Below are 13451 nucleotides of genomic sequence, written 5' to 3'. Positions count from 1 at the left end.
GGCATCCTGCGCCTCTTTTTCAGCTTGTACAGCTTTATCGATGGCGTCTTTTGCATCAGATGGTAATTTATCTTCATCTTGTGACGGAGGCACAGAACTGCTAGAGCTTGAGCCATCACTGCTTGATGCTGCACCAACTATACCAACGCCTGCTAAACCGACCAACCAAGGAAGTGCGTTAAATGTTTCACCTTGAGTAGCACCAACCCACCACGGCACTAAGTATGACTCACTACCTAACACTTGCCCTTCAGCACTACCGGGTATTAATTCTGTTATATAGTCAGCAACATCTCCACTATCAGGTAGATAGTAATGATATTGACCATCTTCTCCTAGGCCAATTAGAGCACTGTCTGTTTCATCATAAAAACCTTCAATAATCAAATCACTTTCTTCACCATTTCCTTGCATAGACACGTGTAGGTCATTATCCACACGCTTGGTAACTATATGCTGCGGCGCGTACCCTGTCTTTGTATCAAAAAACTCATAATTTACTTTTTGAGACGCTTTGATAATAGTAGGTTTACCATCTTGGGTAATCACAGTATGTTCAGCGACAACTTGAGTGGCATTATTAACTTTTACAATAATTTTTTGCATAATAAGGTTACCTATATACATATGAAATGATTAAAGTTTTTAATTTTAAGAATAAAAAAGAGAATGAGGAAAAATATAGAATATGGAATGTCTGATCAACAGTGCATTTTGATAAATTGATAATGCAAATGAGCAATATAGTTTCATGATAACTTTACCTTATAGACACTTTTCACTATATTTGTTAGCTAAAGTGATCCGGCTTAACTAAAAGCTAAAATATTTATTTAAACCCAAAGATTGAGTTGTATTTGCTGTCGATATTTCAACCATCAATTTCAACAATAAATATTATTAAAAAAACTTGAGGCCCTCAACAAAAAGCAAGAGCTTAGCTAAAATAATAAAATTTAAATGTGAATAAAAACAACACATAAAACCTATTTACTCTATGTAAACTTATTATATCAAGTACATAATAATTATCTAGTTTGAAAAAAAAAATATTTTAATAATTTTGAAACATTTGATACAGATTATAATCCTCCAACATAGATATGTTTTTACAATAATTAAAAGCGCTAGCAGCAATACTATAGATATTGTGAAGTGTATTAATTCTGTCTAGATTTACTGATGTTTATAGCAACTTATCATCTGTGATAACTGGCAATTCAATAACCTAATCTTCGAAAAACAAAATTTATTCAATATTTATTTTACAGTTCTTTTATATACTTAAATATAATATAATAAATTATAGACTATAATATTACCTATGCTGCTAACTGATTACTTTTGCCTGAAAGGAGTCCGCTTTGAATATTGTAAAACCTGCACTAGCCTTAGTATTTTCTGGATTATTAATAACTGCTTGTCAAACTTCTCCAACCACCAGTAACTCGGTGCAACAACCAGTAGCCGAAGATAATACCTTGCCAGCAGCTACCTTACCAGATCTAATCCAACCTGTTGAAGATAAAGGCCTTAGTGTAGACGCAGATAGTAGCTTTCCTATTATCGAACTTATGCCCTTTATTATGACGCATGAAAAGCAACTAGAACTTACGCCTGCTCAAGTTGAAGCTTTTGCCACTTATCGTAAAGCAGTTATGAAGCAGCGTATAGCGCTACAAGCTAATGAAAAGGCTCTACGCGGACAATTGCGACTTGCTCTTATCGAGGGGGCCGATGATGATATCACTACCCCATTAATGCGCCGAATCAGTGATACCGAAATGGCTCATATGGAGCTTCGCCGAAACTGCATAAAAAATGCTCGCGCAGTGCTAACCCCCGAACAGTTTGAAAAGCTGATATCTTTATACAAAACCAAGCTTAATGCTAAGTAACGATTACTAATCTAAGCAAACAATCAATTACCTTGAAAGAAAGTCAGCATAAAGCTGACTTTCTGTTTTATTCCTATAGACGCTTCTTACCCTGCATCCGTTTAATGATGACTATATATAGCTTATAATACGCCCATCTCCTAAGCATATAATCTGCTTCCTCACTTTATAAATTTAGATACAAAGCCAGAGCCAGCCAACAACTCTGTGGCTAGCCAAAATATAGGTAATGTTATGACTCAATCAAATCAAAACCCTCAGACACAGCGCGCTCCAGAGCTTCTTTGCCCTGCTGGTACCTTTAAGAATATGCAGTATGCTTTTGCTTATGGTGCTGATGCGGTATATGCCGGTCAGGCACGTTATAGCCTGCGCGTGCGTAACAATGATTTTGATGAAGACAACCTACGCCGTGGTATTGAATACGCGCATAGCTTAGGCAAGAAGTTTTATGTGGTGGTCAATATTCAGGCCCATAATGCCAAGCTTCAAACCTTTATTGAAGACATCCGTCCCGTCATTGAAATGAAACCCGATGCCTTAATTATGTCAGATGCTGGCATGATTATGATGGTGCGTGAGAACTTTCCAGAGATGGAAATCCATTTGTCAGTACAGGCCAACGCCGTTAACTGGGCAACGGTTAAATTCTGGAAGCAAATGGGAGTAAGCCGTGTCATCGTTTCTCGCGAATTGTCATTAAAAGAGATTAAACAAATCATCGATGAAGTACCCGGCATGGAGATTGAAGTGTTTGTACATGGTGCGCTATGCATGGCCTACTCTGGCCGCTGCTTACTGTCGGGTTATATCAACAAACGTGATGCCAACCAAGGTACTTGTACCAATGCTTGCCGCTGGAGTTACAACACTTATAAAGCTGAAGAGAACGTCACCGGTGATATCGTGCCTGTCCAAAACGAAGTACAGCAATTCAACCCCGCTAATACTGACTCAAAACAGACTGCTGACTCAAAACAAATCGAAACCGTCAATCTTAACGGTGACGTGGTTATGGGTGATGATTATGTGCAAGCACCAAGCGATGAAGTGGTGTTACTAGAAGAACAAAACCGTCCAGGCGAATTGATGGCCATGTATGAAGATGAGCATGGCACTTATATCATGAACTCCAAAGACCTGCGCGCCGTCGAATTGGTCCCTGAGCTGACCGCCATGGGCGTACATTCCTTAAAAATTGAAGGCCGTACTAAGTCGCACTACTATGTGGCCCGTACTGCTCAAGTGTATCGCCAAGCCATTGATGATGCCGTCGCCGGAAAGCCTTTTGATGAGTCTTTAATCGGGGCTTTAGATGGGCTAGCCAACCGAGGCTACACCGAAGGCTTCTTACGTCGTCATGTTCACAGCGACTATCAAAACTATGAATACGGCGCCTCAAAAACCGACCAGCAGCAATTTGTCGCTGAGGTAATTGATATCACTGATGATCGACTGACTTTGGAGATTAAAAATAAACTTGAGGTCGGCGATACAATTGAGGTAATGACGCCTAAAGGCAACCTGACCTATACGCTTGAGCAAATGTGGGACAAAAAAGGCAATCCTATAGAAGCAGCATTGGGTTCGGGATGGACGGCACAAATTATTAATCCGTTTAAAGACATCGATCATGAGATGCTACAGTTTGCGTTGATTATGAAAAACGTAAAACAACCCATATTTAGCTAACTGCTTTGTCTCAATCAGTTATTTTAAAGTTAACTATTTGATAAAGCTCAATATTTTATCGCAACATTTTAAAATAAACTGCCCTATCTGAAGGATTACAACAACATTTGGGTGTTTTGATTACACAGAACACCCGATGCAAATAGTCCTATAAGATATTATCTATGCAATTAACGCAACCTTACAAAGTTTGAGTACAGAGAGCCGATAAGAACTCTTAATATTTTTATTGCCATCACAAGCAAGTTTATCTAAACATTTATGTACGGCAATTAGAGTCAGTTCTAAGCAGCTACATCTAAGATTAAATAAGACGCTTTAAGGTAAAGAGTCGCCGTGCCCAAGTTACTAGGCTATGAGTAAGACATAGGTAGATATTTAGATAAACGACAAAACTGTCATGCTTGATAATGAGATGATGCGCATTTTAATTCACTAAAAAATAAAAGAGTTTTATTATGAAAAAGTTAGCAATCGCATTATTTGGTTTCTCAACTGTTCTTGGCGCACCAGCATTTGCTGAAACTGCTCCCGAGCAGGCTACTACTTCTCCTCAACAAGTCAGTGCCAATTATCAATGTGACCAGGGCGAGCAAGTCACAGTAAATTACACCGTTAATCAAGGCACTCCTACTGAAGCTTCATTTGAGGTAGATGGTAATACTCAGCAATTACCACTAGATCAGGCCAGCTCCAATGAAACTGCTGTCGCCTTTAGTTCAGATCAAGGCTATAACTTAACTGCTAGCTTACCTTCTGAAGATAAGCCTTTTGCTCAATCTGTCAGTATCAATACTCCTTCTAATGACAGTGCTTATCAAAACTGTACCGCTGTCGGTCAAGGTTAATCTGTAATTAACCTATTGAAGCTATTAACCTTTTTGTTATAGCCTTTATTTTCAGGGAACTAAACATAAAAAGGAACACAAGAAATAATTAAATAAGTTAAAAAGCTTGGCTGCTAGGCGCCAAGCTTTTTTTATGGCTTGAAATTAAGTAATAAAAGTAGCATCGGCTCCAAATAACTATCATTTAACGTTATAATACGCTGCTAACCCTTTCCACAACCCCTAGGTTATGCTTAATATCATAAGAGCCCTATTATTAGTCATTGGATTGGTGCTAACCATTGACTGCACCCTACTAATTGCTGCTGATAAGATAAACTTTGGCACGGTTATGCCTTTTTTAATTGGTGTTGTCTTTATTACCCATGCGGTTTTTTGGTTTAAAATTCAACACCTACTTAGCAGACATCAGTATTTACGTACGATTTGGAAAACACTTTGGGCTATTTTTGGTATTTGGCTCGTCAGCTTTATAATATTTGCTTTTACCCTGCACAGCCATATAAAACAGCCTAACGAGCCTCTTGAAACAGTAGATGCCATCATTATTCTAGGCGGAGGTATCCAAGATGGGGTACCAACACCAACTTTGGCAAGTCGTTTAGACACAGCTGTACCTTTAATCCGAGAGCAGCCTGAAGCCATTGTCATTACCAGTGGTGGGGTCGGTATTGGTGAAACCCGTAGTGAAGGCGAAGCGATGGCTCATTATTTATACGCCCTTCATGGCATTCCATTCGAGGATATCTATCAAGAGAAAAAAAGCACTAGCACTGAAGAGAACTTTTTATTCAGTAAAAAAATTCTAGCCGATAAAGGGATTTCTTTAGATGATCCTATTGCGATTGTTACCAGTGACTTTCATATCCCGCGCTCCAAAGCCATTGCTGAACAGCAGGGATTTACCCATATCGTTACTTTGGCGAGTCCCACCCCTTTAGCCACTCGTTATAACTCATGGTTCCGTGAGTACTTTGCCTATATTAGTGGCTGGATTTTAGGTGAGTATTGAACCATAACTTTTTAGGAGATAACAATGGCATTAAAGATTACCTCTGAGTGTATCAACTGTGACATTTGTGAGCCTGAGTGCCCTAATGAGGCCATTAGCTATGATCAAAAAGGGCAAAAAACTTATGTCATTGACCCCGACCTTTGCACAGAGTGCGTGGGCTTTTATGATGAGCCGACCTGTGACAAAGTTTGCCCTATTGACTGCATTATCCCAGATCCTGAGCGTATTGAAACCGAAGCAGAGCTGCTGCAAAAGCACAAAGCCATTTGGTCAAAATAAAAACTGTCTATACAAAAAAAAGACCTGTCTAATAGACAGGTCTTTTTTTATAAAAGCTTATTATTAACCCAGTAGCAGGCTTAAACCTAAAACGCCTGAGATAGCGCGGATAATGCCCCTTTCAACATCGCCGATACGGTACTGGTGTGAGTACCAATGCCAGAGTAAATTTCACCATCAACGTTTAGTTGAATATAAGCCGCCGCTTTAGCGTTGGTTTTGTCACTTTGACCTTCTTCTTCATCATCATGAGTAAACTCAGGGCTGATGGCGTGCTCCGAATAGTTAATAATGTGTAGCTGCTTACCAGTATGACGGGCCACCCCATCAATGAAGGAGGACAGTGGACCATTTCCATGGCCAGAGATATCGATTGTTTCACCATTTAAGGTAATCTGCCCGTTAAACTCGACCTCTCCCCCTTTGTTATTGATGTTATGGTCTAATAGCTCATAGCCTGTATTGTGTAGGTAAGTGTTTTCAAACGCTTCCAAGATCTCTTCGTTTTTCAGTTCACGAGCAACATCTTCCGCCTTTTGTTGTACCACACGGCTAAAGTCAATCTGCATCCAGCGCGGTAAGTTAAAGCCATAGTTGCGCTGTAGAATATAAGCCACACCGCCTTTACCTGATTGACTGTTAATACGTACCACATCTTGATAACTTCTACCAATGTGTGCCGGATCAATCGGTAAGTAGGCCACGTCCCAGATGTTCTGTGTCAATTCACTATTTTTCTCATTGTAGTCAAGCGACTTCTTAATGGCATCTTGATGCGAGCCACTAAAGGCTGTGAATACTAACTCACCAACATAAGGATGGCGTGGGTGTACTGGTAAGTTGTTACACTCACTGACCACTCGAACGATACGGCTCATGTCACTTAAGTCCAGCTCAGGGTCAACGCCTTGGCTATAAAGGTTCATTGCCATAATCATGATGTCCATATTTCCGGTACGCTCACCATTGCCTAGCAAAGTACCTTCGATACGATCAGCACCTGCCAGCACGCCAAGCTCAGCAGCTGCCACAGCACTACCGCGGTCATTATGGGTGTGCAAGCTGACAATGATATGCTCGCGATTTTTCACATGACGACAGAAGTACTCTACTTGGTCGGCATAGACGTTTGGCATAGAAGACTCTACAGTCGCTGGCAAGTTAATGATAACTTGCTGACCCTCTTCTGGCTTCCACACCTCATTAACCGCATCCACCACTTGCACCGCATAATCCGGCTCAGTCTGACTAAAGCTTTCAGGAGAATACTCAAAGACCCACTCAGTATCAGGGTGCTTGGCCGCATGATCCTTAAGCATCTTCGCGCCTTTTACTGCAATCTCTTTAATCTGTTCTAAATCTTTGGCATAGACTTTGTCACGTTGCACTTTACTGGTTGAGTTATATACGTGGACTACCGCACGACGTGCGCCTTGTAACGCCTCAAAAGTACGCTCAATTAGATGCTCACGTGCTTGAACGAGTACTTGAATGGTTACGTCATCGGGAATATGATTTTCTTCAATCAATTTACGAGCAAAATCAAACTCCACTTGCGCCGCTGACGGAAAGCCAATTTCAATTTCTTTAAAACCCACTTCCACCAACAGTTTAAAAAACTGCATTTTTTGTTCAAGGGTCATAGGATCAATTAGGGCTTGGTTACCATCACGCAGATCCACACTGGCCCACATTGGAGCTTTTTTAATGGTTTTATTCGGCCAAGTACGATCTGGTAGATTTGGTGCAAACGCAAAAGGTTGATATTTGCGGAAGTCAAAAGCATCGAACTTTGGCTTGATTTTGGGTTCAACAGTTGGAGATTGGCTAGTAACTTGGCTCATGGATTGCCCTCTTTGGTCTATTTTTTTAATTACAATTAACAGCTTGGTGCCACAGACTTATAAATACAGACTTAATAAATATTATATAGCTAGTCCTTGTTGGCCGCTTTATATATTAATCTATACTGAATATCATAACAAAGTATTTTAAAAATAATACTGCAAAATACCCCTGAATTTTAACAAAAATTAGTGTTAAAATCTAAAAATTAAACATTCATTAGCAAAAAACACTATATTCTTACTAGGAATCTGTAATAATGACTATGATAAACCGCCCCACTGACTCAAATCATCCAGAGCCGTTCGAGATTGATAATATTGACCGCCAGATTCTAATATTGTTACAACAAGATGCGCGTATGAGTATCACTGATATTGCTGAAGCGGTACATTTATCCGCTACCCCTTGTGCCAGGCGCATCAAACGCCTAGAACAAAGTGGCATCATTACCGGCTATCACACAGAAGTCAACCCACAAAAGCTGGGTTATAGTCTGGCAATATATATTGCAGTGAGCATGGATCGACATACCGCAGAGCGATTTGCCCAGTTTGAGGATAAGATTCAAAGTTTTGATGAGGTGGTTAGCTGTAGTATTGTCACCGGTCGTAGCGAGGACTATTTGCTAAAAGTAGTGGTCCGAGATATGGCCCACTATGAAGAGTTTTTATTACACCGGTTAAACCGTATCGAAGGGGTCAGTCAGGTTCATACCAGCTTTGAGCTGCGTGAGGTATTTAACCGCGGTATTATCAGCTAATAGTTTAAGTAGCGGTTTAAGTAGTACTCTAAGTTAGCCCCTAGCCCCTACAAACTGCCAGAATTACTTAAAAAGAGAGTTGAATTTTGATGCAAGTTAACCAAAATTAACTATAATATTCAGCTTACACTTGATAACTGGCTTATATCTAATAAGCGATTAATACTATTAGGCGATAGGAGCCTTCATGTACGGGATAACTGACCTTACAGCTTATATTCTTGGCACCATCGCCATTATATTATTGCCAGGCCCTAACAGCCTATATTGTTTATCAGTCGCAGCTTCACAAGGTATCGGTAAAGGTTATCGGGCCATAGCCGGTATTTTCGTCGGCGACGGTATATTAATCTTGATCACCGTATTTGGCGCTGGCAGTGTGCTAAAGCTGTACCCCTCCCTATTTAATGCCATAAAATTAGTGGGCGGCTTATATCTGATGTATCTTGGGGTGAAGCTGTTAATCGGCGCTTATCGCACTTTTACTCAGCGCGCAGTATTGGCTGGAGCCAGCCCCAAGCTAAGTGTCCCAGCGACTCATCAAAATTACTTCTATCGGGCCATGCTACTTAGCTTGACCAATCCTAAAGCTATTTTATTTTTCTTATCGTTTTTTGTTCAATTCGTAGACCCCAGTTACCCGCATCCTTTACTGACTTTTTTGTTATTAGCAATAATTTTGCAGTGTATTAGCTTCGCCTATCTAAGTATTTTAGCCTTTGCAGGTCAGGGGCTGGCTCGAAAATTTAGCCAACACCCTTTACTAATCGTATCGAGCATGAGTTTAGTGGGATTATTATTTATCACCTTTGCCATCAAGTTATGGCAAGCTCAGCTGATGTAAGCAGTACTGTAAGCTGTAATATAAAATAAACTTATATAAGACAAGCTTATTCCTCACGTATCTCAGGCAGTCTATTTGAGGTGATTTGATACAGGAATGCTGCAATTAATACGATGCCTACCGGTATTAACATCGCGGTATAACCCAGGGCAAAATACCCGAAAGCCCCCACCACACCGCCGCCACAGAAGCTGTACCAAATGATGGTCTGAAAACCCAGCATCATTTTGTTCACAGGACGGCCGGCCAGCCAGTTGCCAATGGCAGCACCCATATCTGAGGTAAGACCGGTTAAGTGCGTAGTACGAATTACCGCCCCACTATAAGTCGCTACCATTGAGTTTTGCAGACCACAGGCCATAGCGGCTAATAGCTGACCCCAATAGACGTGCTGAAAAAACAATAAAAAACTACAGAATAATAAACTGGCTTCAATAAATAACGCCAGTCCATAGCTGCGCCCCAACTTCAATGAGCGCTGCCCTATCAGGTAGCCACTTAGTATCGAACCTGCCAAAAAAGACAGTAGCGATGCGCCAATAAAGAAGATAGCGGACCAATCAAATCGAGCAATGGCAGAAGAAAAAAGGCTAACATTACCGGTCACATGGGACACAGAAAGGTTAGTAAAACCACTTAAAGCGATAATATTCACACAGCCAGCACTAAAGGCTAGAACCGCTCCACCTATTAAAATCCATAGAGGTAATTTAGTTATCATAACCACCACTTATTGTTAAGTGTTTGCTCAAATCCCAATTGTCTATTATTGCTTTACTTATTATCAGTTATTGCTCAACGTCTAATACTTAGCTGCTGGTGCTTAGCTTTTATTGCTTAAAGTCGCTGCCTAATAGACTCACCCTAGCATCACTGAACATATCCATATCAGGAGCTAAAGTGCGCATAAAACGGTCAAAATAAAGCATCTGTTTGGTCAATAAAGCAAAGTCACGAGGGAAATGGATGCCATGACGCTTGCCGACTTCGACAATTTCTAACATCATTTTGTTCAGCTCATCTGCCTGCTCTTTGCTATTAAAGGGCTTACCACTGGTATAGGTCTTATCCTCTGCCATAATACGGGTAATCATTTTAGCTAAGTCGCCTGCCAATTGCGCCTGATCAACCTTATCACGCTCATGGGTCATACCCATATCAATCATACAACCTGCCATGGTGACATAGTCATTTTCTTGCAGTGCCTGCATCATACCTAGACACGCCTGCCAGCTCTCTGGCGCAAGCTTCCCAACGATACCAAAGTCGATAAAGCCGATACGGCCATCCTTTAACAGCATCAGATTTCCAGCATGTAAGTCAGCATGGAAGCTGTTGCAGAACATGAGGCTGGCAAACCAAGTATTTAAAGTATCGGCCATGACTTGCGCTGGATCGTCACAGTATTGACGCATCGCCACTTCATCAATCATAGAGATACCGTACAGACGGCTCATGGTCAGCACCCGCTTAGTAGTGAGCTCTTCCACCACTTCTGGCGCCACAACTTTGGTATTACCCGTCATTTGCAGAAACTGCTGAAAGTCTCGAATATTGGATGCTTCAGCAATAAAATCCGTCTCCGCTATCATACGAATACGAATCTCATCAATAATAGGCGAGATACTAGCAAAGCGCATTTTTGGCATTAATTTTTCCATAAGCTTGGTAATGCCGTGCAGCACCCCAAGGTCGGTCTGCATAATGACCTCAACATCAGGCTTTTGTACTTTTAGCACCACCTCGCGCCCGTCAGGCAAAGTTGCCGCATGCACCTGAGCAATACTGGCCGAAGCCAAAGGCTTTTTGTCAATATTACTAAATAAATCTTCTAAGCTTTGACCCTCAGTAAGCAGCTCTTCTTTTAACACTTGCTCAATGTAACTATAAGGCAAAGGCGTAGTTTGATCGAGGCAACCTTGAAAAGCAAGCACATAATCACGCGGAAATAACGAAGGCGTACTGGCAATAAACTGCCCAATTTTGATATAAGTAGTACCCAACTGCTCAAAGGTCTCACGTAACATCACCGCATCAGGACGCTCGCCTTTGGCAACCCTTAACGCAGATAGTCCAGCAACACTGGCGGTGTGGCGGACACGATTGACGACATTAAAAGATTTTCTTAGTAGATTAGGCATTGTTATTTTATTTAACCCATAAAGAGATTAAGACAGCTGTGTCTATAAATTATAACCGAAAATTAAATATGTAGCTCGTGACCACATCTATCACAAAACTGAGCACCAGCGGCATGGCCAAACTTACCACAGTTAGGGCAAGTAACTGGGTGCAACTGCGGTCGCATGCTTTTGGCAAGCTCTGAGGTAAAGATACCAGTTGGTACCGCAATAATGGAGTAACCGGTCATCATCACCATGGTTGCTATAAACTGACCTAAGGGCGTCTTAGGTGACATATCACCGTACCCAACCGTGGTCAGCGTAACCGTTGCCCAATAGATAGATACTGGAATACTGGTGAAACCATTCTCTGGCCCTTCGACCACATAAATGACCGAGCCGAAAATCATAACCAGCAGCACCAGGGACAAGAAGAAAACGGTGATCTTTTGCTGGCTGGTTCTAAGCGCTGCGGCCAAAAACCCAGCTTGCTGCATATAAGACTTAAGCTTGAGAACCCTAAATACACGCAAAATACGCAGGATACGCACCACGATCAAGTATTGAACGCCGCCGAATATCAAGCTTAGATAACTTGGCAATACTGACAGTAAATCCACTATGCCAAAGAAGCTGAAAACGTAGCGAACTCGGTTTGGCGCCGAAAACAGTCGCAATAAATACTCAATAGTAAATAAAATGGTAAAGAACCATTCTGCATAGAAGAAGACTGTACCAAATTGCAAACGTAGATACAGTACACTATCGAGCATTACCACTGCCACACTGGTAGCAATGGCAATCAGCAAGAAAATATCAAATAACTTACCTAAAGGCGTATCCGTTCCTTCAATAATGATATGGATACGATCACGTAGGTTATTTAGCGTATTTGAGGATAGTTTTTTCATAAATACGGGTGGCTAGTCTATAATGGAAACTCATTATACGTGATTCAATTAACAATGTTACCTATTCCATCAACTTTGTTTCAGCCATAATTACTTTAACATACCAAGTAATTTTGCAAATAACCTACCCCGCAGTGAATCACTTAATTACTTTAACTACTACTTTTATGGCTTTGTGGCCCCTAAACTAGGGCTAAAATCAAAACATATATTTCTGCTATAATTAGCTAACTTTAGGAAAAACTCTAATCAGCCTATAATTCCAAATTTTATAAATCAGTAGCTAAGCGGCTTCAAGGTGCTGTGGTTGGCCTATTTCTACAACCACTCAGCCCTTAGGCCTTTATAAAATGAACGTCGTATTGACAATTAATTTATTCAACGTAATTGATAAGGATAAACACATTATGGCAGGTCATTCTAAATGGGCAAATATTAAGCACAAGAAGGCCAAAGAGGATGCCAAACGTGGCAAAATCTTCACCAAGATTATTCGTGAGCTTGTCTCAGCGACCAAGCAAGGTGATCCAGATCCAGAAACCAACCCTCGCTTACGTGCAGCAGTAGAAAAAGCACTATCAGCCAACATGACCAAAGACACCATCCAACGTGCAATAGAGCGTGGCGCCGGTAACTCTGAAGGCGGCGAAATGGATGAGCTGACTTATGAAGGTTATGGTATTGGCGGTGTGGCGGTATTGGTTGAAACCATGACCGATAACGTAAACCGCACTGTGAGCGAAGTGCGTCATGCGTTTACTAAGTTTGATGGCAACTTAGGGACTTCAGGCTCAGTGGCCTATCTTTTTACCAAACGTGGTGAGATTATCTTCGATGATGTGTCATTAGAAGATGACATTATGATGGTAGCCTTAGATGCTGGCGCAGTTGACATCGAAAACGATGGTGAAAGCTTATTAGTCATCACTGAACCAGAAAACTTTGGTGCTGTTAAAGATGCGTTGACCGAAGCTGGATTTGAATCAAGTAATGCTGAAGTGACCATGTCACCTTCAACCACAGCGTTAATCGATAATATTGAAGATGCTGAAAAAGTGATGAAGATGATTGATATGCTAGAAGACTTGGATGATGTACAAGACGTCCATACCAACGTTGATTTCCCAGATGAGATTTTAGAGCAACTGTCATAAGTCTATTTATCACTAAGATATATAAAGCGATAAAAGACAGCTCTATTATTAAGACATCAGCTATAAAAATCCCGCTAAA

Annotated in this window: 13 protein-coding genes; 8 read left to right on the top strand and 5 right to left on the bottom strand. The window is 41.0% G+C overall.

Features of this window, described 5'->3' with window-relative positions; translation table 11 throughout:
• A partial coding sequence (locus G561_RS0110165; protein ID WP_028859462.1) for a hypothetical protein occupies nucleotides 1–606 on the bottom strand: 606 nt, incomplete at its 3' end.
• A 758-nt stretch (nucleotides 607–1364) separates the two neighbouring features.
• Between G561_RS0110165 and G561_RS14430 the strand changes: the two genes are divergently transcribed.
• From G561_RS14430 to G561_RS0110140, 5 genes are all read left to right on the top strand, one after another.
• Nucleotides 1365–1898, top strand: coding sequence for a Spy/CpxP family protein refolding chaperone (locus G561_RS14430; protein WP_051584495.1), 534 nt, complete (start codon nucleotides 1365–1367; stop codon nucleotides 1896–1898).
• A gap of 234 nt (nucleotides 1899–2132) precedes the next feature.
• Nucleotides 2133–3590, top strand: coding sequence for a prephenate-dependent tRNA uridine(34) hydroxylase TrhP (gene trhP / locus G561_RS0110155; RefSeq protein ID WP_028859461.1), 1458 nt, complete (start codon nucleotides 2133–2135; stop codon nucleotides 3588–3590).
• Nucleotides 3591–4048: 458 nt separating this feature from the next.
• Nucleotides 4049–4438, top strand: a complete 390-nt coding sequence (locus tag G561_RS0110150) for an ACP-like domain-containing protein (RefSeq protein ID WP_028859460.1) — start codon at nucleotides 4049–4051, stop codon at nucleotides 4436–4438.
• Nucleotides 4439–4667: 229 nt separating this feature from the next.
• Complete coding sequence (locus G561_RS0110145) at nucleotides 4668–5450, top strand: YdcF family protein (protein WP_051584494.1); 783 nt, start codon at nucleotides 4668–4670, stop codon at nucleotides 5448–5450.
• Nucleotides 5451–5474: 24 nt separating this feature from the next.
• Nucleotides 5475–5732, top strand: coding sequence for a YfhL family 4Fe-4S dicluster ferredoxin (locus G561_RS0110140; protein WP_028859458.1), 258 nt, complete (start codon nucleotides 5475–5477; stop codon nucleotides 5730–5732).
• Between the two features lie 86 nt (nucleotides 5733–5818).
• Here G561_RS0110140 and leuA read toward each other — a convergent pair whose 3' ends face one another.
• Nucleotides 5819–7576 carry a 2-isopropylmalate synthase gene (gene leuA / locus G561_RS0110135; RefSeq protein ID WP_051584493.1) on the bottom strand — a complete coding sequence of 586 codons (1758 nt, stop codon included), beginning with the start codon at nucleotides 7574–7576 and terminating at the stop codon, nucleotides 5819–5821.
• A 266-nt stretch (nucleotides 7577–7842) separates the two neighbouring features.
• Between leuA and G561_RS0110130 the strand changes: the two genes are divergently transcribed.
• Nucleotides 7843–8340: an Lrp/AsnC family transcriptional regulator gene (locus tag G561_RS0110130; RefSeq protein WP_373277690.1), complete on the top strand. Its 498-nt coding sequence runs from the start codon at nucleotides 7843–7845 to the stop codon at nucleotides 8338–8340.
• 187 nt (nucleotides 8341–8527) lie between these two features.
• Entirely contained in the window at nucleotides 8528–9184 is a 657-nt protein-coding gene (gene leuE / locus G561_RS0110125; protein ID WP_028859455.1) for a leucine efflux protein LeuE, read from the top strand.
• A 46-nt stretch (nucleotides 9185–9230) separates the two neighbouring features.
• Here the strand turns inward: leuE and G561_RS0110120 are convergent, their stop codons facing one another.
• The 3 genes from G561_RS0110120 to G561_RS0110110 all read right to left on the bottom strand — a co-directional run bounded on the left by G561_RS0110120 (nucleotide 9231) and on the right by G561_RS0110110 (nucleotide 12218).
• Nucleotides 9231–9905 (bottom strand): YoaK family protein, encoded by a 675-nt coding sequence (locus tag G561_RS0110120; RefSeq protein WP_028859454.1) that lies wholly within the window; start codon nucleotides 9903–9905, stop codon nucleotides 9231–9233.
• Between the two features lie 109 nt (nucleotides 9906–10014).
• Complete coding sequence (locus G561_RS0110115) at nucleotides 10015–11325, bottom strand: ABC1 kinase family protein (RefSeq protein WP_028859453.1); 1311 nt, start codon at nucleotides 11323–11325, stop codon at nucleotides 10015–10017.
• 62 nt (nucleotides 11326–11387) lie between these two features.
• Nucleotides 11388–12218: an ion transporter gene (locus G561_RS0110110; RefSeq protein WP_028859452.1), complete on the bottom strand. Its 831-nt coding sequence runs from the start codon at nucleotides 12216–12218 to the stop codon at nucleotides 11388–11390.
• Nucleotides 12219–12625: 407 nt separating this feature from the next.
• Between G561_RS0110110 and G561_RS0110105 the strand changes: the two genes are divergently transcribed.
• Complete coding sequence (locus G561_RS0110105; RefSeq protein ID WP_028859451.1) at nucleotides 12626–13372, top strand: YebC/PmpR family DNA-binding transcriptional regulator; 747 nt, start codon at nucleotides 12626–12628, stop codon at nucleotides 13370–13372.
• The last annotated feature ends 79 nt before the right edge of the window (nucleotides 13373–13451 follow it).

Source organism: Psychrobacter phenylpyruvicus DSM 7000 = NBRC 102152 (genome assembly GCF_000685805.1).
In the GTDB taxonomy this organism is placed as follows: domain Bacteria; phylum Pseudomonadota; class Gammaproteobacteria; order Pseudomonadales; family Moraxellaceae; genus Psychrobacter; species Psychrobacter phenylpyruvicus.
The sequence above is the reverse complement of the archived record's forward strand: the minus strand, read 5'-3'. Positions and strand labels throughout refer to the sequence as shown.

Bases quoted from the DNA above. Each gene is read 5' to 3' on its own strand.
- trhP (WP_028859461.1), top strand. From the start codon at position 2,133: ATGACTCAATCAAATCAAAACCCTCAGACACAGCGCGCTCCAGAGCTT.
- G561_RS0110150 (WP_028859460.1), top strand. From the start codon at position 4,049: ATGAAAAAGTTAGCAATCGCATTATTTGGTTTCTCAACTGTTCTTGGC.
- G561_RS0110145 (WP_051584494.1), top strand. From the start codon at position 4,668: ATGCTTAATATCATAAGAGCCCTATTATTAGTCATTGGATTGGTGCTA.
- G561_RS0110140 (WP_028859458.1), top strand. From the start codon at position 5,475: ATGGCATTAAAGATTACCTCTGAGTGTATCAACTGTGACATTTGTGAG.
- leuA (WP_051584493.1), bottom strand. From the start codon at position 7,576: ATGAGCCAAGTTACTAGCCAATCTCCAACTGTTGAACCCAAAATCAAG.
- G561_RS0110130 (WP_373277690.1), top strand. From the start codon at position 7,843: ATGATAAACCGCCCCACTGACTCAAATCATCCAGAGCCGTTCGAGATT.
- leuE (WP_028859455.1), top strand. From the start codon at position 8,528: ATGTACGGGATAACTGACCTTACAGCTTATATTCTTGGCACCATCGCC.
- G561_RS0110120 (WP_028859454.1), bottom strand. From the start codon at position 9,905: ATGATAACTAAATTACCTCTATGGATTTTAATAGGTGGAGCGGTTCTA.
- G561_RS0110115 (WP_028859453.1), bottom strand. From the start codon at position 11,325: ATGCCTAATCTACTAAGAAAATCTTTTAATGTCGTCAATCGTGTCCGC.
- G561_RS0110110 (WP_028859452.1), bottom strand. From the start codon at position 12,218: ATGAAAAAACTATCCTCAAATACGCTAAATAACCTACGTGATCGTATC.
- G561_RS0110105 (WP_028859451.1), top strand. From the start codon at position 12,626: ATGGCAGGTCATTCTAAATGGGCAAATATTAAGCACAAGAAGGCCAAA.